The sequence below is a fragment of the Pedobacter duraquae genome (genome assembly GCF_004362245.1).
Lineage (GTDB): Bacteria > Bacteroidota > Bacteroidia > Sphingobacteriales > Sphingobacteriaceae > Pedobacter > Pedobacter duraquae.
Map to the genome: position 1 here is coordinate 30,184 of NZ_SNWM01000002.1, position 25,342 is coordinate 55,525.

Sequence of the window (25,342 nt, forward strand, 5' to 3'; positions counted from 1 at the left end):
AGTAGTCTTTTTAAGCAAAAAAAGACTACCGCACCTGCCCGTCTCCTCTGATTAACCACTTGTAGCTGGTGAGTTCTTCGAGTCCCATTGGCCCCCGGGCATGCAATTTCTGCGTGCTGATGCCTATTTCTGCACCTAAGCCAAACTGCCCTCCATCAGTAAAAGCAGTAGAGGCATTGGCATAAACTGCGGCAGCATCCACCGCTCTCAGAAAAAGGTCTACAGATCTTTGATCTTCCGAAATGATGGCTTCGCTATGCTTGGAACTAAACTGAGCGATATGGTCCAGGGCATGATGAATATCCTTTACCGTTTTAACAGCTAATTTTAAGGACAAGAATTCCGTACCGAAATGTTCGGGTTCCGCTTTAAACAATAATTCAGCAGGATAATACGCGTTCAAAGCAGCGTAGCTCTGCTCATCAGCATATACAGTCACCCCTTGTGCTTTCAAAGGATTAAAAAGCTCGGGGAGGTCTGAAAGCCTGTCTTCTTGTATCAGGACACAATCCAAAGAATTACAGACACTTACACGCCTCGTCTTGGCATTGCAGATAATGGCTTTGCCTTTAACCAGATCAGCAGACTTGTCAAAATAGGTATGAACGATCCCAGCTCCAGTCTCTATTACTGGTATTTTACTGTGCTCGCGAACATAGCTGATCAACTGTTGACTTCCTCTTGGGATGATCACATCAACAAATCCTGTAGCCTGCAGCAAAGCTGCTGTAGCTTCCCGTTCTGCAGGAAGCAGCGCTGCCGCCGAAGTACTAACACCGTAAGCTTGCAACACCTGATGAATGACTTTGATTAATGCCAGGTTGGAGTATTCGGCATCAGAACTACCTTTAAGCAACACGACGTTACCTGTTTTAAAGCAGAGTGCAAACACGTCGAGTGTTACATTCGGTCGGGATTCATAGATTACACCAATCACGCCAATTGGCACCCTTATTTTCGACAATTGTAAACCATTAGGTAAAGTCCGCTCCACGAGCAAATTCCCTAATGGATGGGGTAGCTCTGAAACGCTCATTAAATCAGCGGCCATTCCCTGGATTCTTTCCGCACTGAGTTGTAGCCTGTCATATTTAGGATCGCTGGTATCCATACGATCCAAATCCAGCTGATTTTGCTGCAGGATAAATTCTGTTTGGCCCAATAGCTCAACAGCAAGCTCCTTCAAGATAAGGTCTATAGTTTCCTGATCAAGGTGAATGATGGAACGTGTTGCCGCGAGTGCATTTTGAAAGTATTTTTGGTAGTCCATATCAGGAAGTTTGATAAAAGTAATCGTAATGTACCAGTGGTTTTATTTTTTTCTGTCCGAGCAGCTCTATAGCCTTCTCGGAGGGATACTCCGCCAGCCCATAGCCAACCTTATGTCCCCGGGGATCAACAAGCCTGATGATATCTCCTTTTTTAAATGGGCTGATGATCCTGACTACGCCAACCAAAAGCAGGCTTGCGGCTTTATCAGCAGTAATGGCCTCTTTTGCCCCAATGTTAATTTCTACCTCACCAGTTACCACACTCTCTGAACTGGCTATCCATTTCTTGATATTCGAGGCGCCCTTCCGTGGCATAAACTGAGTATGTGCAAGTTCCCCGTCAAAGAGACGTTTGAGTACATTGGCTGTCATACCATTAGCAATATGTACCGGAATACCCAATCTGGCAGTTTTTTGTGCCATTGCAGATTTAGTCACCATTCCCCCTCTTCCAAACTGCGATTTGGCGCTAGCTACAAAATCTATTTTGCCGAGCTGATCACCTGAGATCTTTTCGAGCAACAGCGATTCAGGATGTTCGGGATGACCGGTATAGATACCCGCAACGTTGGATAAAATAATCAAAGCATCTGCATTCCACATGGCAGAAATTAAACCGGCAAGCTCGTCGTTATCTGTGAACATGAGTTCAGTAACAGACACCACATCATTCTCATTCACAATAGGAATCACGTTGTTACCAAGCAAGATTTGCAGACAGTTCTTAATATTTAAATAATGTACCCGATCGCGAAAGTCTTCTTTCGTTACCAGTACCTGCGCGCAGGTAATTTCTTGTTCAGCAAACAACTGCGCATAGGTATTGATCAACTTCACCTGACCAACAGAAGCCAGTAGCTGGCGTGCTGCAACAACATCTTTCTTTTCTGAAATGCCGATCAGGCTACGTCCAAAAGCCACAGCACCTGAGGAAACCAGAATCACATTTACCCCTGCTTTCTTCAATGCTGTTAATTCTCCGACCAAATGCTTCATACGCTCAAGATCTGGTAGCCCATCTGACTGGGTTAGTACGTTGGAACCTATTTTTACAACAACATTTTGATACGAAAGCTTCATTTTGCAAAATGCAAAAAATTATGCTCGCAATATAAATTAATTTTATAATTCTATATATCAATCAATTACAAATAAATCTAATCAAAATAAAAGCCACCCTATTGTTCGTACGAAATATTTCCTACCTTTGGTTTGTATTACATTACGCATAGCATGAAAAATATTGAACCTACTAAAGCAGAATTAGAGATCCTCCAGGTTTTATGGAACTTTGGTCCATCTACAGTACGCCTTGTTAATGATAAATTAAATGAGCAACGCGAAGTAAACTATACCTCTACGCTGAAGCTGATGCAGATTATGACCGAAAAAGGGATCTTGAAACGCGACGAGAGTCAGATGAAACATATTTACCATGTTGCGGAAAAGGAATCTACCACTAAAGATTTCCTGTTAGAGAAATTTATTGATACGATGTATAACGGATCTGCAAGCAAGCTGATGATGCAGTTGATGGGTAATAGTAAAACCTCTAAAGAAGAATTACAGGCAATCAAAGATCTATTGAATAAAACAGAACAATAACAACCAAAAAAATTACCGCTATGGAACATGCACTCTTTGCTACACTCCTTCACTCACTTTGGCTAGGTATCCTCTTGTCTTTTTGTACAGGTATGGTGATCATCTTCACCCGTAAATCAACTGCAGCGTTACGATATAATTTGCTGGTTGCGTTCCTGGGGCTTTTTTTGCTTGGGATAATTGGCTTGTTTTTTAGAGAACTAAGTGCGGCAAATCATATAGCTATTCAATTAAACAAGCCCATCCATCAACAAACGGTTGTTGCACCATCAGGCGGTTTAGGCGCTACCTATGCTGATTCAGACCTCTTACAAAAAGGCGGTAGCTTATTTCAGTTATTCAACAATTATGCCGCACAGATCGTAATGATCTGGTTCCTGATCATCTGTGCTAAAAGCATTCAACTGGTAATCGGGCTTCAGAGCATCAGTTACGTACGGAAAAACAAGGTGTATCCTGCGGGAAAATATTGGGAAGATCAACTTCAGGCACTATCGGAACGTCTGGAAATAACACGCAGCGTAACATTATTACAATCAGGAATAGCTAAAGTACCTGTTATCGTTGGTCACCTTAAACCGGTAATATTAATTCCTTTGGGTATGTTAAACGGTCTGTCAGGAAAAGAAATCGAAGCAATCCTTTGTCACGAGCTTGCCCATGTTAAGCGCCAGGATTATCTTGTTAACCTCTTACAAAGTTTCGCTGAGATTCTATTCTTCTTCAATCCTGCAGTACTTTGGATCTCAAAACTCATCCGTGAGGAACGTGAAAATTGCTGCGACGACCTGGCATTAGCCATCACCAGCAACAAAAATGAGTATATTCATGCATTGATTTCTTGTGAAGAGTTTGACAGTAGCAAACTCGGCTATGCCATGGCATTTGGGCGGAAACGCAACAATCTGATGGATCGTGTTTCGAGGATTGTATTTAATAAGAGCACCTCATTAAACCGCATGGAGAAACTAGTATTGGTTGCGTTGCTAGGCACTGGAATTTTTCTTGCCAGTGCTTTCAAGGCGAGCAATACATCAGCTCAGCAACACGTTGCTGCCAGCAAATTAGCTAGCGGTTTGCCAAAGCAAACAATCACCAATACCGATTCGATAACTAAAAGAGCATCTATTATTGCAGAGAAGCAACAAAAGATACTCGAGCTTCAGTCAGAAATAGAAAAATTGACACACCCAGAAGTCCCTGAACCTCCTTTAAACAGCAATATCAACACGAATATAAATGATGTTCAAACAAACGGTGCTACCAACCCTATCCCGGTTATCGCCAGCGTAGCAGCTAAGGCAGTTGTTGCTAGCTCCGCTCCCGCTGCAATACCGCCAACCCCGGTAACCCCTATAACTCCGGTAAACACGTATGACAACAATCCTAATTCCAGAGTTAACGAATCCAAAAACACCAACGTTACGACAACAACAACCAGATCCATTACCGTAGATGGAGACCACGTGGAAAAAGATGAATTTAACGATCATGTCATGAAAAACATCATTGACGACCTGCTGAATAGTGGAATTATCAAACAAACGAAAGCACTTTCTTACAAAATAAGTCCGACAGAACTCATCGTCAATGGCGTAAAACAGAACGACGAGTTGCACAAAATATTAAAAACCAGATATCTTAAGAAACCAGATCGCTCTATTCTCTACAATTTTGAGATTAGCTCTAAATCGAACTGATAACCGGATCACTTAACACTTAAAACCTTATTATGAAAAAATTAATGGCCATTTTGGCCATCTGGATGAGTATTGCCTCAACTTTTGCTCAGGGACAAACTCCGGGAAGCATTCAGGGAACTGTAAATGAATCTGTTAACAAACCATTTGACTACGCTACCGTCACCTTATTTAAATTCAAGGATTCTGCATTGGTTAAAACTACGTTTACAGAAAAAGACGGTCGGTTTAGTTTTGAAAATGTTGCTCCTGGGAGTTACCGGATCACTGTGAGTGCCATGGGCTTTGACAGGTTTCAGTCGGCAGAGATTACACTTCCTGGTAACGAAACGATTAAGCTACCTTCAATTTTACTTGTTGCAGGTTCAAACAACCTGAAGCAGGTCGATATTGTTTCCAAGAAAGCTTTTGTTGAGCGGAAGATCGACCGCACCGTAGTTAACGTTGATGCACTGATTTCTAATGCAGGGAGTACCGCACTCGATGTACTCGAAAAGTCGCCAGGCATAACCGTTGATCAAAACGGAACTATCAGTCTGAAAGGAAAGCAGGGTGCTGTGATTTTCATTGATGACAAGCCAACCTATCTCTCTGGAGGAGACCTTCAAAGTTATCTCCAATCACTCCCCGCTTCAGCGTTGGAGCAGGTGGAGATCATGACAAATCCCCCGGCAAAATATGATGCCGCAGGCAACGCGGGTGTAATCAATATCAAAACAAAGAAAGGTAAGGTAAAGGGGTTCAATGGTGCTGTGAACCTCGGACTCAGCCAGGGAAAAATGACGAGATCTAATAATAGCCTAAACTTCAATTACAGAGACAATAAATTAAATTTATTCGGAACTGTGAGTGATAACCTGAATAATAGCTTTAGTGACCTCACGATTATGCGACGCTATAAAAATGCCGATGAGAGCACCAAATCGATCTTTGATCAGCGTAGCTATTTTAAAAGACACGGTAATACACTGAATGGAAAAATCGGAGCTGATTACTATGCAACTGAAAAAACAACCTGGGGTATTGTGCTTACAGGAATGACGCGCAACTCAAAACAAACCAATGATAATACCAGTAATCTACTCAATGCTTTCAACAAACTGGATTCAATGATAGTGGCAAAAAATTCGGACATAATCGATTTTAAGAATGGTGGTGTGAACTTGAATTTCAGGCATCAGTTTGATAAAAGTGGTCAAGAACTGACTATTGATGGCGACTATCTGAATTACAAAAACCAAACAGACCAGGTGTACGACAACTTCAGTTATCTTCCTGATGGTAAACTAAAAACACAAGATAGATTAACAGGCTCTTTACCTGCCGGTGTGGATATTTATTCCCTCAAAACGGATTACACTAAACCTATGGCGTCTGGTTGGAAATTCGAGTCTGGATTAAAATCAAGTTTTATCAAAACAGACAATACGGTTAACTACTTCAATACCGTAAATGCAATTACTAAGCCCGACTACGAGAAAAGCAACCATTTTATTTATAAGGAAAATATCAATGCCGGCTATCTAAACTTAAGTCGCGAAGGAAAAAGATTATCCATGCAATTAGGTCTTAGATTAGAAAATACTGTGTCAGATGGGCATCAATATGGCAATGCAGTAAAACCTGATTCTGCGTTCCGCAGAACCTATACCGGATTATTTCCAACGGCGTATCTTTCTTACAAACTTGATTCCATGTCCAACAACCAGATTGGGCTCAACTACGGCCGCAGGATTGACAGACCCTATTATCAGGATCTTAACCCCTTCCTCTCGCCACTTGATAAATTCACGTTCTACGTAGGTAATCCATTTTTAAGACCGGCATACACGAATAGTGTTGAATTGAGCCATACCTATAAAAATTTTCTGACAACCACGCTCAGCTACAGTAGCACTAAGGATGAGGTAAATGAAACCATCGAAATCGTAAACGGCACTTATTTTAGCAGACCAGGCAACATCGGTAAGAGCACATTAAAAAGTATCAGTGTGGATGGAAACGGCGATCTTACCAAATGGCTCAATGCCCATATTTTTGTTCAAGTAGCGCAGACGCACTCAGTGAGCGACTTTTATACCGGACCATTGGACACTAAGGGTATTTTCTATTATATCGGCCCAACATTCCAGTTTAAGCTTCCTTCAGACTGGAGCGCGGAACTTGCAGGTTCTTATCAAAGTAAGGTTGTTAACGCCCAGTTTATTGCCGGAGCAGTTAAACAGGTACGTATAGCCGTAATGAAAAAGCTATCGGCCAGCACCTCTATCAAATTGAACGTAAACGACATCTTTTATACCCGGGTAAATTCAGGAGTAATTAATAACCTGGCGCTTACCGATGCCAGTTACAGAAACCTAAGTGATTCAAGATTTGCCACACTTTCGCTCAACTACCGCTTCGGCAAGAGTATCGCAGACCAGCGCAAACATGATGCTGCAGGCGCTCAGGATGAGCAGAACCGGGTGAAAAACTAGCATAAAACACTGACTATTAAATTATTGAATAGAATTATATGATTGTAAACATATCGCAAATTCGGCGCTATATGTTTACAATCATTTATTGATGAATTTATCTTAATTTTGGAAGACATCAATAATAATCATTTTGGCCAAGATCAATAAGAACTCTCATAAAGTACTGTACCGCAAATACTCATCAAATATTAAATATATTATGATGGTAGTTACGGTCTTACTGATCACGTTTTTCCTGCCCAAGCAACCAAGGTTCAGGTACGAATTCGAAAAAGGTAAAGTGTGGCTTAACAAAGACCTGGTATCTCCTTTCAGTTTCGCTATTTTAAAAACCACACCACAGGTTGTTACGGATAAACAAGATGCGCTGGATAATGTACTGCCGATATACACTTACAATTCGGACATACTGAACAGTGTTGAAGAGGCCTACTTAAATGAGTTTGATGTAAAATGGCGCTCTGCAGCTTTTTCTGATGCTGAAAAAACCTATTACAAAACTGCTTCTCTAAATCTGCTCAAGTCTATTTATGAGAAGGGAATTATCGCTACTAATCCTAAACATCAGAAAGGTGCTAAATACTATGATCTATCCTTGTTAAATAATAATATTTCCAAGAAAGTAAGTAGCCAGGACCTTTTTACTGTACAAACTGCGCTCGACTTTTTCAGTAGTACATTTAAGGCTACCGATCTCAGAATCAAAGATCTTGTAATCAATCTGGTCGAAGATCATTTACAACCAAACATTCTGTTTGATGAAAAGATGACTTCCATTGTCCAGAATAACACCGTAAGCAGTTTGTCGACCACACGTGGTATGGTGCAAAAAGGCGAGCTGATTATTGCAAAAGGGAATGTGATCGATGATGACGCCTACCAGAAACTCCAGTCTTTCAAAGCTACTTATGAAGCGCAAACGAAGACTATCGGTGATCGTAATTTAGTTTACCTGGGTCAGGTTATGCTCGTTGGCTTTATTCTAAGCCTGTTGATGGTGTTTTTATATCTTTTCAGAAAGGATATTTTTGCCGATAACAGGCAGTTGTCTCTGATCCTCCTGGTGATCACTTCTATGCTTTTAGCATTGACCTGGGCTATTAAAATGAATCTGCCTAGTCTGTATTACATTCCTTTTTGTATCGTTCCCATTATCATCAGGATTCTGTTTGATACCCGACTTGCATTATATCTACACTTGCTGGTGATTCTGATTGCAGGGTTCTTTGTACCGAATAGTTTTGAATTCGTTTTTTATGAAACTACCGCGGGGATGGTTGCCATTTATAGTATCAGAAACCTGATCAAAAGGGAGCAATTGTTACTTTCTGCCTTGTTTATCCTAACCTCCTATTTCATCTGTTTTGTAGGTGTTGCGCTATTGCGCGAGGGATCTTTCCAGGAAATTGAATGGGTTAATTTTGTGCCTTTCAGCGTGAGTGTATTGCTTTCCCTGCTAGCCTATCCCTTAATTTATGCCTTTGAACGTGTATTTGGAATCACTTCAGATATCGCACTGATAGAACTTACAAACACCAATAACAAGCTCTTGAGAGAACTTGCTTTTAAAGCCCCGGGAACCTTTCAACATTCCCTACAGGTAGCTAATCTGGCTGAGGCCGCAATCTTCAAGATTGGCGGAAATTCTCTATTGGTACGTGCAGGAGCCTTATACCATGATATTGGTAAAATTGAAAATCCACAGTATTTCATTGAGAACAATACCGGAAAGAGTCCGCATGACAAGCTTCCTTATGAACAAAGTGCCCAGATTATCATTAAACACGTGCTTAAAGGCATTGAAATTACACGCAAGCACCAAATCCCGGAAAGTGTGATTGATTTCATTAGAACGCATCATGGTAACACCAGGGTGGATTATTTCTATCAGTCGTACTTAAAAAACTCCCCGGAAAAATTCGTCGACGAAAATATTTTCAGATACCCTGGTCCTATTCCTTTTTCTAAAGAAACGGGTGTTTTAATGCTGGCAGATTCGGTGGAAGCTGCCTCAAGAAGTCTCAAAAATCCGGATGCTCAAAACATCAATGACCTCGTTGAACGCATCATTGACTACAAATTAGCACAAAATCAATTAGACAATTGTGATTTAACGTTAAAAGATCTTGAAACTATAAAGCTGATATTCAAGACAATGCTTATGAGCATCTATCACGTGCGTATAGATTATCCAAAAACAATGTAATTTTTTTTTGCAAAGCTGTTTGAATTACTATATTTGCAACCTCAAAACGGCAGTTTTGGGCGAAAAACGGAGAGATGCCTGAGTGGCCGAAAGGAACAGTTTGCTAAACTGTCGTACTGGCAACGGTACCGAGGGTTCGAATCCCTCTCTCTCCGCTGGTAACACTACCAAAAAGTATAAAAAGCCTGTTAATGTATCATTAACAGGCTTTTTTGTTTTTAAGATGTGTCAAATTGTTCATCTAAAACCATCTCTCCAGTGAGTAATCCAGTGAGTAGGGTAAAAAAACTGAGCTACTCACTGAAAGTGATTTAAAATACTGTTCATCAACAAGTTCAGTATTTGAACATCTTGTAAAAACCTGACTGTTAGGTTAATTTTATTACACTTAAAACAGTTATCATGGTGAGTACATTAAAGACTTCATTTTATTTGAAGAAACAAAAAAATTATTTAGGTGGTGAAATGCCCGTCTACCTCCGAATTACAGTCGACGATCAACTTGCGGAAATTTCCACTGGTGTAAACAGTTTACCGTCAAAATGGATTGCGCGGAAGGGACGATTAAAACTTTCAGATATGACCTCTCAGCAGTTAAATGACATCTTAGACAAATTAGAGTTAAAGGCGAAAGACAATTACAGATACTTATTGGAGGTAGATCCAACCAGATTGATCACGGCACAAGACATAAAAAACTTAGTCACCGGAAAGAAAATTCAGCGTATCATGCTTCTTGACATATTTCAGGAACACAACAATAAAGTTCAAGCTTTGGTAGGTGAGCATTTCGCGGAAGGCACATTGGAAAGATATAAAACTACTTATAAACATACCGCTGACTTCATTAAAATGAAATATAAGGTCGACGATCTAGCCATCACAAGAGTAAATCATGAGTTTATATATGAGTTTGATTTCTATTTGAGAAGCACACGTATGTGCAATAATAATACGACTATCAAATACCTTAAAAACTTTAAAAAGATCATTCTTTTGGCTATTGCAAGTGGATTCATAAATACCAATCCATTCTTGAACTATAAACCGAAATTAAAGGCTGTGGATCGTACAGCCTTAACAAAGGAAGAACTCGCGTCGATGCAAAAGAAAACTTTTGAGGTAGAGCGTCTTGAGGCAGTGAAGGACGCTTTTTTGTTTTGTTGTTACACCGGTTTGGCATATGCAGATGTTTCCGCGTTAAATCGAACAAATATTCTAAAGGGAATAGACGGAGAAATGTGGATCCACACCTTTAGAAAAAAAACATCCACTCCTACCAAAGTCCCACTACTTAAACCCGCATTAGCACTTATCAAGAAATACAAGGATCACCCAAAATGATCGACAAATCTCCCCATACCTGTATTATAATCCTGACAAGTACTATAGTGATTGTTAACGATTTTAACAACTAATGAACTGTAGCAGCCGTGATTTTTGGAACGCGCATGTTACTCGTATGATGAGAATAATATGCACAATACGCAGCCTACGATAAATCCGCTGGATAAAGAGCGTTATTTTATTTAATTTAAACACTTAATCATAGCCATATGAAATTAACGCCTCAAAAATGGGGAATGATGCGCAACCCCGCATTTTCCCTGAATGATTCGCTTGAAGATTCCTGGAATTCGCTGAAAAACAAAATTGCAGCGGCCTCCCCTGACTTTTATAATCTCATTAAAGAAATAAGCCACACGGACCTGGAATTACAGCCAGAAAAGATCAGGTTCACGGTCTGGAAATATTTTAACCGTGCCAAATTCCGGGCAACTCCGTTTGCTGGTCTAGCCACCTTTAGCCTACTGCGCGAACGCATGTCACAATCGCAAACCGGGATAGAAATTCAGCGTGAGGCTACCGAACATGTATTTAAAGACTGGAGCGAAAAAGAAGGGGCGCCAAAACAATCTGCAAAAAAAGCAGATATGTTAGTTGTAAACTCAACACTTTACCATTTAGGAAACGAAATCAGATATGTGGCAGCAAGCCAAGGGCAATTTAGCACACGTTCATTACAAAATTTCCCAGAGCTGTCTACAGTGTTGGACCTTTGTAAATTTAAGATCGATTATGATCAATTGAAAACTCAAGTTGCTTTTCATGTGTCACTACGTGGTCGCCGCTTAGAACAGCTTATAAAAGACATGATCGAAAACCAAATGCTTTGGACAGACCAAATGGCTAACATTACTGGGGAGGATTATTTTGCAAGGATCGGCGTGGGTAAACATTCAGCAGATAAGTCATATATCATTTCAGAACGACATGTTAGTCACGGAAGCCTAGATTTGGATCCGCTAAAAAACCTCCCTGGGTTTTTAGATTTCATGGCTAAATATACCGGCAATCGGGAAAACCCTGATTTACATTCTTTCAAAAAAATGTTTCTGAAAAAATTCGGACAGCAGCTGGTTCCCTTAAGCATCGCATTGGATCCAGAGGCCGGAATTGGCTATGGATCATTGGAGCAAACTGAAAACAGCAGCGACCTCATTGAGCTGTTAAAAACAGATGGAACACCCGAAGCTGTGTTCAAAATATCGTACACTGAGTTGCATCAGTTTATATTGACCAATCTCATCCAAGGAAATACGGTACGACTTGATGAATTTGAACCGTTGAGGACACCAGGCGAAATAAAACTCCCTAACACTTTAAGCATCATTTATCATCTATTTGAAGGACAACCGGTAGTATCAAGTGCTGGTGGCTGTACAGCAGTTGCCCTTCTGGGCCGTTTTTCCCTCGGAAACGATGCTGTTACCGAGCATATAAAAAACTTATCTCAATTGAAGAAAAGGCGAATCCTGGTATAAGTTTTTTTGACATTGCCTATCAGGCAGAAACTAAAGTAGACAATGTAAACCGCAGGAACAGCCTGTATCCAGAAGAGTTGCCTGTTCTAACTTGGTCTTGCCTGGATAAGCCGCTGGACTTAGATGACCTGCTTGTCTGCATCCAGGCCTCTGAAATCATCCTTACATCAAAACGTCTCAACAGACGTCTTGTTCCAAGGCTTGCATCTGCCTATAATTATTCACGGTCTGACCTGTCAGTGTATAGGTTTCTATCCGACCTGCAACATCAAAATTTAAAGTCAAATCTCGCATTCGACATACAATCTTTCTTCCCAGACCTGGATTATTATCCCCGGGTTCTTTTCAAGAACATCATTGTTTCACCGGCGAGGTGGAAAATGGTGTTACTCGCTTTCAAAGGGGACTTGACAGAAGCAAAAAATGACATTAATGGGCTCAGGATATGGTTGGATGAGAGAAATATTACCTATCCATTCAGGACCGGAATGGCCGATCAGACGCTTTTATTCGATCCGCAGAAAGGCGATGATTTACAAGCTTTCCTAGCTTACCTCAAGCAGCAAAAGTCAGACGTGATTTACCTTAATGAAGCGTTACTTGGAAAGCAGAACAGCGTTCATGATGAGTTGGGGTCACCCTATCATGCAGAGTATCTAGTAAACTATTCCCATAGTCAGACCATTTATCGACCATTCGAACCAACTAAACTTCGGGTGTCAAAACCAAATGAAATCGAAAATTATCAACTACCTGGCGGGGAGTGGCTCTACTTTGAAATTTATTTGAGTGAGTTCCGTACTAATGAAATACTGCTAAAGTATGTAGCCGAGTTTATCAGACAACAAAAACGGCATGTCAAAAAATGGTTCTTTATTAGGTATAACGATCCCGCTGCCCATCTGCGGCTCCGTTTCCAATTAAGACGGCCGGAGGGCCTTCAGTCACTGGTTACCGCTATGGACAACCTGCTTAACGGCGTTGTGAAATCAGGTATTGTAAAAAGCCTGGAACTTAAGACTTATGTGCGGGAGAGCGAACGTTATGGGCCGACAAGGATACTTTTGGTGGAAGAATATTTTTTCCAAGACAGCAAATACTGTATGGGATTGCTGAGAACGGCCGTTGCCACCGATACACTCTATGTCACCTCGCTGTTGTATCTTCAGGGACTGCTTGGGATATGCTACACTAATCTTGAGGAAAGAATATCTTTCGTAAAGACGATTGGCGACCAATTTTCAAAAGAGCGTAAAACTACCAAAGCAGGCTTCAAGAACATAAACCGCTCCTACCAGGCCCTGATAGACAACTTTGACAATCTAACAATAGCAAAGTATGCCAATATGGGCCGGAGACAACAGCACATTCTAGTAAAAATTCTTGATCTCTGTGATCCAGGTGACATAGAACCGATGGTTGCAGACTTGGTACACATGCATATTAACCGACTTTTTTCAAGCGACCAGCGGATTCATGAGCTGATAATCTATCAATATTTGAGAAAACTCCTGCTTGCAAGGCGAGTCGGATTATGATTCCATTTAGCGACTCTAGAACTGAATCACTAACATAGCATGATGTCCAGTCTGTGTTAAGCGCCACCTTTTGCCTTCAATATGTGCTGGTTGATAAAGTCTTCGAAATCGGACTTGAACGTCTTGCCCAGCGAATAGCTTTTTCCGTCCTTCAATGTGATCTGGTTACCCTGGATCATTTTGATGTACTGTTTTGCAATAACTGTGGACTTATTTATCCTGATAAATTCCACACTACCAAGTGCCTCTTCTACTTGTATTAGCCCCAAATGAACTTCGAAAGGTTCCTTTTGGATCGTCGTGTAAATCCTGACGTAGTTCCTGTCAGCCTCAACCGAAACTATGGTCTGCCCATCTAAAAAATGATATGCATTCTTGTGGTCGGCCTTGATAAAATGCAGTTTGCTCGGCGACAAAGCTGCCGCTTGCACCGGTGCACCAATATTCTTAATAAGATTATCAATGACAGAAACAAATTTAACAAAAGTTATCGGCTTCAGCAGATAATGGTCAGCCCTCAAGTCAAAGGCATCCAGGGCATAACTTGGATGGCCAGTTGTGAAAATCAAAAATCTGCAGCAGGACCTAAGCTGGCGGGCAAGCGTTAATCCAGTAATACCTGGCATTTCGATATCAGTAAAAATAAAATCGATGCAATCGGACCCACTTAGCTCTGCCATCGCCATCAGCGGATCAGTGTAACCCTTACAGAACGTTAGTTGCGGCATCCTGTGGATGTATTCTGAAAGCGCATCTATTGCATACTGTTCATCATCGATAATAACACACTTAAGCTCCATATGAGAGAAATAAATTACTTAAACTGCGAATGTACACAGTTAGATATTAGTTCATCCCCGTTACAGTGCAATTGGTACATCCAATTTTCTTTAAGACTAAGAATATTTTAAACTTGAGTCAAACTTAACGCAATGTTCAAATTCCTTAGATCAAAACAAAATAACGCATTTGCAGTTGTAAAGCAACTGTTAAATGTATTGGATGTGAGGGTAAGCGACGGTACCCTTTTAAAAGCGCTGACCGAACACCCATATTATCCGAGTCTCTTCTCCCTCAGCGACAGCCTAACCGATTGGTCTGTTGCCAATCAGTCCTACCAAATCGACAAAAACGACTACAATCCTAAGGATCTGCAGTACCCTTTTATTGCCCATAGCAGTCATAATGGAGGGTATTTTATGTTGGTGCAAAATATTGTAGCCAAAACGGTAACCTATACGGATGAAAATGGTACCGGCCTGGCGATTCCCGAATCCGAATTTTTGGAAAGATGGAGTGGCGTGGCCTTGCATGCGACGAGATCGGAAAGTAGCGGCGAAAAAAACTTCAGTGAAAATCGCCGGAAGGACCTATTCGAAAAAATAAGAATTCCTTTGGTAATGGGCGTACTGATAGTGGCCATAGCCTTCAGCATTGACTATGGTGCAATCAATAGCGGACTTGCTTTATTGCTTGGAATTAAACTGGCCGGAACAGCAGTCTGTGTGCTACTGCTGGTACACGGAATCAATGCGAATAACACCCTGATACAAAACCTTTGCAGTTTAGGAAGAAAAAACGATTGCAACGCGGTTCTGAATTCGGACGCGGCCAAACTGACCGGTTGGCTAAGCTGGAGTGAAGTAGGTTTTTTCTACTTTGCAGGATCAGCACTTGCACTGTTGATTACCCCAAGCGCTATTTGGGAAATAATATGGTTAAACGTCCTTGCGCTCCCCTACATAGTATATTCTTTAACCTATCAATACAGGCATAAAAACTGGTGCTTGCTATGTTGCAGTGTACAGGCACTTTTGGGACTAGAGTTCGTGACAACATTGTTGTTTGAAAGAACGGTGCTGACACAGGCTATACCATACTTGAACTTAAGGGGGCTATGTGTGTTTGCGATTGCCTTCCTAGTACCAGTGGCTCTATGGATATTTTTAAAACCATTTCTTGTGGGTACCTCCGAGCTAAAGCCACTTAAAGGGCAGCTGAATAAATTCAAGTACAATAGCACCCTTTTTGAACAAGCATTGGTAAATCAGCCCAGATATGCAGTCCCAGATGAGATCATGCCAATTGTATTGGGAAATCCCCAAGCGCAGACTATCATCACTATGATAAGCAATCCTTTCTGCGAACCCTGCGCGAAGGCACATAAGACCTTAGATACCTGGCTTAGCACCAGGGACGATATCAAAGTAAAAATCATTTTCACAAGCGCGGATGATGACAATGAGGCAAGAACCAAGGTATCCAGGCACGTGTCTGCGCTAAGTTTAGCCTACGATGCCGAGATTCTAAAAAATGCACTTAACGATTGGTATAAACAGGATAAAAAGAAATATGAACAATGGGCGGCGAAGTACCCTGTAGCTATTGAAAAGGAGCAGAAGGCCGTAACGGAAAGACAAATGGCTTGGTGCGAACTTGCCGATATTCGCTTTACACCAACTGTCCTGGTAAACGGCTATAAGCTACCAGTCCCGTACCGCATAGAGGATATCAAATACCTATTAGATTAGCCATAAAAATTTTGTACAAAGACAGGGATACCGGTTGCAAACGGAATTCCCAACGATCATGCAGTTACCAATACATGACGCTCAAGGATTCCAGCGTGAAGGAAGGCACAGAATCAATCAAAACCTAAAAAAAGTAACATGAAAACATTAAATTTATTAAGCAAGTCCGACATGAAAAAAATTATGGGCGGTAGCCAGGATGAGGGCGGATGTCTTGACCGAGGATGTACTAAAGATTCCGAATGCGGTGGCAATTGTCCGAAATGCGTTGAAGTAAATCCGACTTGGGGTACAACGTGCGCAACTAGTAGTTCAGAGACTTTAGGCTAAGCTTAATCCATCCCTTACCCTGTGGGCTAATTTGCCCCAGGGTAATATTATTTGTATCTTATCCAAATCTATTTATCCTTCATGAAAAAAGTGCTACTCTTATTTTTCTTTATCTCTTTTGGCATAGCTGCAGCGCAACAGAAAAACACACCACAATCTTTTCAGTTGAAAGGCCATCTCACTGGCCGCGACACGGGGTATATTTACTTGAGGTATTTGAACGCAAATGGAAAGGACATCCGTGACTCTGCTCGTCTAGATAATGGTGATTTTAGATTCAGCGGATCGGTCAAAGGTGCATATAATGCATGGTTACGTGGTATGCGTAGTACCATATCGGTAAGCGACCCGAATTCCGTTTCGCTATTTTTGGAAAATAATGAGATTACGGTCAACCTAACCCAAAATGATTTCAAGCACGCAAAAATCATTGGATCAAAGACACAAAGCGAGGCAGATGCATTGGAGGACAGAAAAAAAGCGCTCAACCAGAAAAAAACTGAACTCAACAGCAGGCTCAGGGACTTGGACAAAAGTGTCAAAAGTGGCGATACATTAACAGGTGCGTCTGAAAAAATAAGGTTGGTACGTTCAGAACTTTCCGCAAATGCCGAAAAAAATAAAAAAATAGACTATGCTTTTATCCAAAAAAATCCAAAATCTTACCTCAGCTCCCAACTTCTAACTAGTTATTTTATAAAGCGAATAATTTCGCTAGATTCAACAGAGACTTTCTTTGATAGTTTCGGAAAGGAAAACCGGGAGAGCACATTTGGTCAGACCCTGGAAAGGGAAATTAATTCGCGTAAAGCCTCGATAGTAGGCGCTAAAGCTCCTGGATTCACTTTAACAAATGTCAATGGCGGGCAGCTGAAGCTTGAAGACTTTAAAGGAAAAAAATATGTTCTAGTTGTTTTCTGGGCTAGCTGGTGCATACCATGTCGCGATGAGATACCCCGTTTAAAAGAAATTTACCAAAAATATAATCCAACTGGACTTGAAATCGTTAGCATTTCCGTCGATACAGATAAAAAGGCATGGACAAAGGCAGTTGACATGGAAAAAATGGTATGGCACCAAGCCTTAGATCCTATTCCATTCCAAAACGAAGGCCTGATGATGAAGTACTCAATACCTAATATCCCATTGATAGTAATGGTAGATAAAACAGGGGTCATCATCGGGAGATATGATAATGGACTGACAGCGGAGCTTGAAAAAGACCTTCGCAGGATATTTGAATAGCCCAATTAACCCCTCATCTGGAATGAATCACTTTTTAGGGCAATCCGTTTTTCAATGTAAAGTCCAACCTGAGCTAAAAGGTTGGCAAGGGCAACATATCCATTTAAAAATATCTTCTAGAGGCTAATTAGAGTACCCCTATGTATCGGACCGTGAGTTTTCAAATGGTTAATGTGTAGAAAATGAATTAACTCCCTGTATAGCCTGTGAGTAAATTCATTTTGATTAGACGCAGTAATGCGTAAAAAAGGTAATGTAATCATAAGCAGAGCGCTTCCATATCCAGCGACATTATCGATATCGTTACGCTATGAAAGGAAAACTACGGCCATACGCTCAATCCATTTATCTGTTAAGGAGTGTTAAGCTTGTATAGTTACAGCGAGTAAATCCGATCTTCCTACCTCGGAGACTATAATGACAGGCGACCGCCGCTCTTGCTAAATTTATGATAAGCGTGTCACCAAACAGCTTCACTGTCAAATAGATCTACAACAGTGAAATCGGAACGCTGACTTCCACGTGAAAGTTGGTTCCCAACCTTGCATATGAATACGTGACATTCTTTCCATATGCAAAAAGCAATCTGTTAGAAACATTCTTCAAGCCAGTCCCCATTCCCGGACGACTGTTGACCTCGTTAATGGCGTTGCGCGTACGGATATGCAATCGGCCGTCAATGATTCCAACATGAATAGTCGCAATCTCTAGGCCAGTGCTACCCAGATAACCATGCTTGAAGATATTTTCAACCAAGGTAAGCAGCACTAGCGGAATTAGCTTTAGTTTACGGCACTCAGGACCATAGTTGAAATCAATGACTGGCGGGGAAATTTTTCTGATCTGATTAAGGTAAATCAAATTTTCGACCTGTTCAATCTCCCTTTCCATCGCCGTTACGGTATCGCCGGCACCCGCAGCAATCGAAAAACGCATCATCTCCGCTAAACGGGCTATCGCCTCCCCGGCAACCGGCGAGTGCTGGTTTACATTATAATAGATAAAATCCAAAGTATTGAAAAGAAAATGAGGATTAATTTGGGCCCTTAGAAATGCGTTTTGTGCATCAGAAAGTTGCTGCGTTATGTGCTGATTGTGAATTACTGCCTTCAATTTTTCCTGCTCCAGCTGCTCTGTCTTTTTACGCTGTTCCAAATAAGTGATCAGGAAATAATATCCCGTTGAGAACCCAAGAAAGTAAATGCCCCTATATAGATTTCTGGCAATTACATTCATGTCAAGTACATATTCCCTTTTTAACTGGATGACGCCCGCCCCAATCAATGCGGTATCGAGCCCAAAATGAACTATCACATAACAGGCAAGTTCCAATGCAATGGCCGGTATGAGCAGATAGTGAGGGCCTCCGGCAAATCTAATGGGAAGTATTACACCTGCATGAAGGTAAAAGAAGGCCGCGTTGACCAAAAAGTGTAAAGGGCCTACTAAAGGACTGGGAAAAAGCCCACCCATGAGTCCAATTAATATGGTTTCATAAGTAAAGAAGCACAGCCAGGCAAAAAAATGAATCCTGTTGTCCCGAACCCAGGCTAAAATAAATTTGTTCATAATTAAGCTTTATAGATAGAAAATAGACCTTTTAAGATAACGTATTTTTCAGTTGACTTCATCATTATTTAAGTTCTATGAAAAATTAATAATCATGAAAAACAAGTCTTTAAAAATTGTAGCCAAAACACTATTCGTTTACAAATCACCAAAAACCAAAAATGGAAAAAGAGAAAATGAGACAGACCCAATGACCAATACGGTCATGACCACTACCTCACTTACCTGTTAGTCAAAATCAAAACGGGAGATCACCAACGCTTTCCCGTTTTGATCATCCTAGACGATAAAAATTCGGCAAATACTTTCTTAAAATTATCCCCTACCGTAAATTTTAGCCCGTCGCTTAAACAGACCGTATTCCCTTGAATTGTTTCAATATGTTCCTTATTCACCACAAAACTTCTATGGAGCTGTATAAAATCAGACATCTGAGCCAACGTTCTGAAAATCTCTGTCAATGACATATAGGTCATCACATTCTTTTTCACGGTGTAGATCATCACATAATTGTGCTTACTTTCGACTGCGATAATATCCGTATAGATGACCTTGACCATTCGCAGATTGTCATCCTTATTCTTCACAAAGAAATAATCCCTAGTTTTCGATTCAGGAACTTCGTCATCAGAAAGTTGTGGGAGCTGTGCAGGGAAAAGTCTGTTGATCTCGATAAAAAACCTGGCCAGCGTATATGGCTTTAAAAGATATCCATCAGCATGTATTTCGAATGCTTCGAAAGCGTATTCAGTATGGGCCGTGGTAAAGACAAGGTAATGTGTCTTGGACCTGATTTCCTTCGCCAGCTCAATACCGCTCATTAAGGGCATATCTACATCGATAAAAATAATGTCGATCGGCGGAAGCGTACTTATTTCTCGAAGCGCGACCAATGGTTCCAGATAGGTTTTTATAATATTAAATTCCGGCAACCTTTCGATGTAGGCGCTCAGGCCTGCTATGGCGTGCGGTTCGTCGTCTATAATAACACAATTATACATTCAAATTCCTTTATACATAGATATATATAAAAAGTGAGATTAATTCCATTCCTCAACCCGGAATTGCCAACATTCAGCATGAAAATGACCCGTTTCGTCAAGAAATGGCGGCTAGAAAATTTGTGTAGTAAGAATGGCCAGGAATAAGCTATTCAGGCCACCAAACAGCAGTGTTACTAGAGAATTAGTAGATTTTTGACGAGGATCGATTTAATTTCCGGAATACTTGGCTAGTTATCTAAAATTTTAAGGGCCGGAGGCTACAATTTTCAAAAAGATGACATATATCTTCAATAAAGGGCCACTTGGTTTCAACCTGCCTAATAATTGCCTATTATTCAATAAGTATGTTAACTAATCTAAAAAAGATAATAATCTAGATATCGTCTAACCATAAGAGACGTATGTTATAAAAGTTTGAAGTTAGCTATTTAAATGAACTGGACTCCCATATCTTCGCGTAGCCCTAGTTCTGGATATTTTTCATGAAAGCCTTGCGGCCTTATCAATCTCTAGCTCAAAAGGAAATTGCTGAGACAACGCATGGGCTGAGAGCTTTTTTAAGACATTCAGACTGAATGCATGTGCCAACATATGCTCACTGACAAAGAGCAGGCAGTCCGTTTTGTATAGGAATATATAGACACATCCTATAACCAGGAAAGATTACATTCTGCATTCGGGTATGTGTACAAAGGAATTTGGAAGAGACTTAAACAACCAAATTATCGCAGCTTAATTGAGTGTCTACTTTATTGTTACAATTCCATAGTCCATTGGTGCACAATTGGCACATTATTTTAACATAAATCGCATCGCTTAGTAGCAAATATTTACTACCTGTTCAAAATTTTGGTAAAGTTTCTGAAAAAACGCTGAAGCAAAGAACTTTCTTCTGTAATGATATCGGCATCTGCCAACATCCCCGTTTTTAACTGTATTTTTTTTAACGGATCTTTGTTTTCGAAGGAATCAAAGCGGACCTTAGCAATAAAAATACTATCTCTAAATGCAACATCAGAAACATGAGTCAAAGTGCCTCTTACTAAACCATATTGTTCGTATGGAAAACTTCGAAGTTTGATTAAAGTTTTTTGACCTTCGCGAATCTTTCCCATGTTATATTGAGGAATTTGAACTTCGCCATAAAAATTAGTATTGCCTGGATTAACGATAAAAATCTCTTGATTTATGCCGACATTTTGATTCTGTTGAATAATCCCCGCAAAAGTTACTTTCCCAGCCAATGGAGCTTTCAAAACGAACTGTAAAGTCCATTTATCAATTTCATTAACACATTGATTTAATACCTGAACAAACTTTGTTTGCTGCTCAACTATAATGTGTTCTAAATCAAGTAACTCTTTTTCTTTGGCAAGATATTCAGTTCCATTGCTAATTACAGAGGTTTCCGTCTGCTGAAGTGGATGTTTAGCCGCAAGGTATTTGTTCTCTTGCTCAAGAAATTCACCTTTGGATATCACATTCTTGGAATAAAGGCTTTTGTAGGCTTCATATGAGGTTTGTTGATTTACGAACTCCTGCTCTTGTAAAGCCCTTTGATTAAGTATTTTCGACTTGAGTACTTTTATCGTCGTTAACTCTTTCCTCAAATAAGCTTGCTTAGCTATATAATAGCCATTTTGTCTGGTAGCCTGATATAGTTGGAACTCATTGTGAAAAGTTTGATAAGCAGACTGAAGTTCACCAAGTTGCAAATTACTTGGCAGGTCTACGATTTCCAGGGACTTTTGGTTTAGGGACTCCTGGAGCCGGCGCAAAACCTTAGCCAAAAGAAACACATCGGCCGGCAAAGCCGTAGATTCCATATATGCTAAAATCTGGTGCTGCTTTACAGAGTCACCGTCAGAAACCAATAATGTTGTAAGCTTACCTGACTGATAAGCCAAAACTGTCTTTGGAGAGTTCAGGCTGTTAACTTTAAGCGGCGTGGATACCACGTCGGGATAGTTTATGAGTGACGATAACAAGACTATTGCCCCCAGGATTGTAAATACTAAGGTTATACCCCAACGTACAATCCAGGATGGGACAGCCGTAATAATTTCCTGAACTTCTTCACTTATGGTCTCATTAAAATTATTAGGTCTGTGTTCTAGAACTTTTCTACTTTCTAAATCTTCCATCACAAATATTTTTTACGTAATTGTTCTAATTCCCTAGTTCCAGCTGGTTTTTTACCAGTTGATAATATTCACCACCACGATTCGTCAACTCTTTGTGTGTACCCTGCTCTGATATAACACCTCTATTCAAGACAATAATTTGATCAGCATTTTTAACTGTACTGAGCCTATGAGCAACGATCACAACTGTTTTACCGATAAAAAAGTCTTCTAAGTTTTCCATGATTATTGTTTCATTGTTGGCATCAAGCGCGTTTGTTGCCTCGTCGAAGAAAATATATTCAGGATCTTTATAAACAGCACGGGCGATCAGGATCCTCTGCCGCTGACCCTGGCTAATTCCATTACCTTCCTGGCCAATTTTCGTATTTAATCCTAAGGGCAGGCCTTGAACAAATTCCATAATATTGGCCATACGGACAGCGTTTAGTAATTTGGGAATGTCAGGATTTTCCTGGCCAACAGCAATATTTTTCGCAATTGTGTCCGAGAAAATGTAACCATCCTGCATCACTGTCCCACACTGACTACGCCAGTACTTGTAACCAATTTCATCGATTGTGGATGCACCTATCCTTATTTCTCCCTTCTGGGGCTTATAGAATCTCAAAAGCATTTTTAATATTGTCGTCTTACCGCTACCACTCATTCCAACTATTGCTGTGGTTTTGCCATTCTCAATAACTATATCAATCCCTTTTAAAATAGGCTCATTACCGGCACCTGGGTAACCGAAAGTCACGTTTGACAAAGTGATCGAAGTATTCAACGGCAGCGTATGCGAAAAAGTTCGCGAACTTGGTTCCTCATCTTCCATCTCATGTATCTCATTTAGTCGCTCCAAACTTATTTTAGCGTCCTGGAGTTGCTGAAGAAATGCAAGCATCTGCTCTATCGGGCTATTCAGTTGCCCAATAATGTACTGAATAGCCATCATCCCTCCTAGTGTGAGTTGGCCATCGATGACCGACTTGGCAACTATAAAAGTGATTAAGATATTTTTCCCTTCGTTGATAAAAAAGGCCCCTGCTTGTTGAAACTGACCTAAAGATAAACTGCGCACACTATATTTAAACAAATTCGCCTGTATCCCCTCCCACTCCCATCGTTTTTGTTGCTCACAGTTATTGAGCTTGATTTCCTGCATTCCACCGATCAACTGCATTATTGCGCTTTGATTTTTAGCTGAAATATCAAAACGCTTAAAGTCCAAAACACGCCGTTGTCTCAAAAATACAATGATCCACAACGTATAAAGCAAACTACTCCCTAGAAAAATCAAAAATATGGAAGTACTGTACCATGCCAGGACTACTGAAAAAGTTATCAGGTTGAACATAGAAAACACAACACTTAGGGTGGAGCCCGTTAAGAAGCTTTGAATCCTTCCCTGATCACTCATTCGCTGCATGATGTCGCCAGTCATTTTTGTATCAAAGAAGCTCATCGGCAGTTTCATCAATTTAATGATGAAATCCGTCAGTATAGATATATTAAGTCGCGTGCTGATGTGCAACAGAATCCATGATCTAATAAATTCCACACTTAATCTTCCCAGGAATAACATTGTTTGTGCTATCAATATAATGTAGACAAAACTCAGGTTTCTTGTATTAATACCTGTATCTACAAGACTTTGTGTGAGAAACGGAAGAATAAGCTGCAATAAACTACCAACACCAAGTCCAATAAAGAGTTGAAGTATAAGCTGTCTATATTTGAAAAGATAGCCGGCAAGATAGGTTAGTTTTATTCCGGCTTCCTTGTCGTTTTCCTGGGAATAAAAGCTTGGCGTGGGTTCCAATCCTAATAAGATCCCATTAGATTCATCGCCTTTGTTGGAATTTGTCCATCCTTTAAGAAATTCCGTCTCTTTATAAGACATTAGTCCCTTTGCTGGATCAGAGATATAATAACTCCCATTCTTTACTTTATAAAGCACTACGAAATGGTTTTGATTCCAGTGCAGAATTACTGGGAGTTCGACATCTGAAAGTGTTTCCAGAGTCAGGCGAACGCCTGTTGTACGAAAACCAATTTTCTCTGCTGCCTCACTGATACCAAGGAGCGAAACACCTTCCCTTGAAATTCCTGATTGTTCACGCAGTCGTTGCAAACTGAATGTTCTACCATAATATTTGGCAATTATTCTCAAACAAGTTGGACCGCAGTCCATCTGATCGGGTTGTTTATAAAAAGGAAAGGTTTTCAAATAAGAGCAGATTTAATTTTCTTGTATCTCTAATGTATTATAAAAATAACAGTAATAAAAATGTTTTTTCATATCACCATATTTAACCTCTAAGATATAGTTCTCGACGATTAATTAGAACTTCCTGGGCTGCATTTCCTAATGTTCGCGTCAGAAATTTATTATTTGATATAGCTAAGATCAGGCTTTTTCATCCACCGAAATGTGATCAACTCTTAAATTCAACAAACAATCTAATAAAATCCGGCACTTGCATTTTGAGAACCTTTTTCTAGAACACCTTATTCAATTTAGCGATACCACGCTTCCATTTAAAAATAACTAAAGCAGATTTTTCTTAAACATGTTTTAGCTCGCTTTTATATTTTTCATTCGAAACAAAGCAATAGATATGATGACAATATTATCATGTTTAATTTTGAATCTAACTCTTAGCTGACGGTGAAGGAATTTTCAGTTATACAAATCGAGTAGCGATTACATTTTGTTTTCAACTGTTCTTGATATAATTAGCACTCGCTTGCTTTCGCAATCGGCTCGAAGAAATTATGCTGTTACATTATCACTACGGAATATTCCGGAATCCACAGCGGTATTTAATCTTCTGGCATTCCGTGTTATCGAGCCCAGAACAAGTTCAACTGCATCTTGTTGTAAGGGAGTCAAGAGTGTATTTCTATAT

15 protein-coding genes, 1 tRNA gene and 1 pseudogene are annotated in these 25,342 nt (G+C 40.3%); 10 read left to right on the plus strand and 7 right to left on the minus strand.

Annotated elements, in window-relative coordinates; translation table 11 throughout:
* Positions 1-25 precede the first annotated feature (25 nt).
* Together CLV32_RS06285 and proB are read right to left on the minus strand one after the other, a co-directional pair.
* Positions 26-1,270 carry a glutamate-5-semialdehyde dehydrogenase gene (locus CLV32_RS06285; protein ID WP_133553618.1) on the minus strand — a complete coding sequence of 415 codons (1,245 nt, stop codon included), beginning with the start codon at positions 1,268-1,270 and terminating at the stop codon, positions 26-28.
* A gap of 1 nt (position 1,271) precedes the next feature.
* Positions 1,272-2,351 carry a glutamate 5-kinase gene (gene proB, locus CLV32_RS06290; RefSeq protein ID WP_133553620.1) on the minus strand — a complete coding sequence of 360 codons (1,080 nt, stop codon included), beginning with the start codon at positions 2,349-2,351 and terminating at the stop codon, positions 1,272-1,274.
* 153 nt (positions 2,352-2,504) lie between these two features.
* On the opposite strand from proB, the gene CLV32_RS06295 reads away from it, so the two are divergent.
* From CLV32_RS06295 to CLV32_RS23455, 7 genes and pseudogenes are all read left to right on the plus strand, one after another.
* Positions 2,505-2,876 carry a BlaI/MecI/CopY family transcriptional regulator gene (locus CLV32_RS06295; RefSeq protein ID WP_133553622.1) on the plus strand — a complete coding sequence of 124 codons (372 nt, stop codon included), beginning with the start codon at positions 2,505-2,507 and terminating at the stop codon, positions 2,874-2,876.
* Between the two features lie 20 nt (positions 2,877-2,896).
* Complete coding sequence (locus tag CLV32_RS06300; RefSeq protein ID WP_133553624.1) at positions 2,897-4,576, plus strand: M56 family metallopeptidase; 1,680 nt, start codon at positions 2,897-2,899, stop codon at positions 4,574-4,576.
* Positions 4,577-4,608: 32 nt separating this feature from the next.
* Entirely contained in the window at positions 4,609-7,053 is a 2,445-nt protein-coding gene (locus CLV32_RS06305; protein WP_133553626.1) for an outer membrane beta-barrel protein, read from the plus strand.
* Between the two features lie 205 nt (positions 7,054-7,258).
* Entirely contained in the window at positions 7,259-9,262 is a 2,004-nt protein-coding gene (locus CLV32_RS06310; RefSeq protein WP_133555506.1) for an HD family phosphohydrolase, read from the plus strand.
* A gap of 68 nt (positions 9,263-9,330) precedes the next feature.
* Positions 9,331-9,417: transfer RNA gene (locus tag CLV32_RS06315), tRNA-Ser, on the plus strand.
* 247 nt (positions 9,418-9,664) lie between these two features.
* Positions 9,665-10,606: a site-specific integrase gene (locus CLV32_RS06320; protein WP_133553628.1), complete on the plus strand. Its 942-nt coding sequence runs from the start codon at positions 9,665-9,667 to the stop codon at positions 10,604-10,606.
* 286 nt (positions 10,607-10,892) lie between these two features.
* Positions 10,893-13,622, plus strand: a pseudogene (locus CLV32_RS23455) (lantibiotic dehydratase); the annotation flags it as partial.
* 59 nt (positions 13,623-13,681) lie between these two features.
* Here CLV32_RS23455 and CLV32_RS06335 read toward each other — a convergent pair.
* A complete protein-coding gene (locus CLV32_RS06335; RefSeq protein WP_133553634.1) occupies positions 13,682-14,425 on the minus strand; it encodes a LytR/AlgR family response regulator transcription factor in 744 nt (247 codons plus the stop codon).
* Between the two features lie 132 nt (positions 14,426-14,557).
* On the opposite strand from CLV32_RS06335, the gene CLV32_RS06340 reads away from it, so the two are divergent.
* Together CLV32_RS06340 and CLV32_RS06345 are read left to right on the plus strand one after the other, a co-directional pair.
* Complete coding sequence (locus CLV32_RS06340) at positions 14,558-16,156, plus strand: cysteine peptidase family C39 domain-containing protein (protein ID WP_133553636.1); 1,599 nt, start codon at positions 14,558-14,560, stop codon at positions 16,154-16,156.
* Between the two features lie 411 nt (positions 16,157-16,567).
* Entirely contained in the window at positions 16,568-17,731 is a 1,164-nt protein-coding gene (locus CLV32_RS06345) for a TlpA disulfide reductase family protein (protein WP_133553638.1), read from the plus strand.
* A gap of 489 nt (positions 17,732-18,220) precedes the next feature.
* Here the strand turns inward: CLV32_RS06345 and CLV32_RS06350 are convergent, their stop codons facing one another.
* Positions 18,221-19,300, minus strand: coding sequence for a sensor histidine kinase (locus tag CLV32_RS06350; RefSeq protein WP_133553640.1), 1,080 nt, complete (start codon positions 19,298-19,300; stop codon positions 18,221-18,223).
* 94 nt (positions 19,301-19,394) lie between these two features.
* On the opposite strand from CLV32_RS06350, the gene CLV32_RS23065 reads away from it, so the two are divergent.
* Positions 19,395-19,532, plus strand: a complete 138-nt coding sequence (locus CLV32_RS23065) for a hypothetical protein (protein WP_166641899.1) — start codon at positions 19,395-19,397, stop codon at positions 19,530-19,532.
* Between the two features lie 19 nt (positions 19,533-19,551).
* Here CLV32_RS23065 and CLV32_RS06355 read toward each other — a convergent pair whose 3' ends face one another.
* From CLV32_RS06355 to CLV32_RS06365, 3 genes are all read right to left on the minus strand, one after another.
* Complete coding sequence (locus tag CLV32_RS06355) at positions 19,552-20,301, minus strand: LytR/AlgR family response regulator transcription factor (RefSeq protein ID WP_133553642.1); 750 nt, start codon at positions 20,299-20,301, stop codon at positions 19,552-19,554.
* An 836-nt stretch (positions 20,302-21,137) separates the two neighbouring features.
* Entirely contained in the window at positions 21,138-22,448 is a 1,311-nt protein-coding gene (locus CLV32_RS06360) for a putative HlyD family type I secretion protein (RefSeq protein ID WP_133553644.1), read from the minus strand.
* A 25-nt stretch (positions 22,449-22,473) separates the two neighbouring features.
* Positions 22,474-24,660: a peptidase domain-containing ABC transporter gene (locus CLV32_RS06365; RefSeq protein ID WP_133553646.1), complete on the minus strand. Its 2,187-nt coding sequence runs from the start codon at positions 24,658-24,660 to the stop codon at positions 22,474-22,476.
* Between the last annotated feature and the right edge of the window lie 682 nt (positions 24,661-25,342).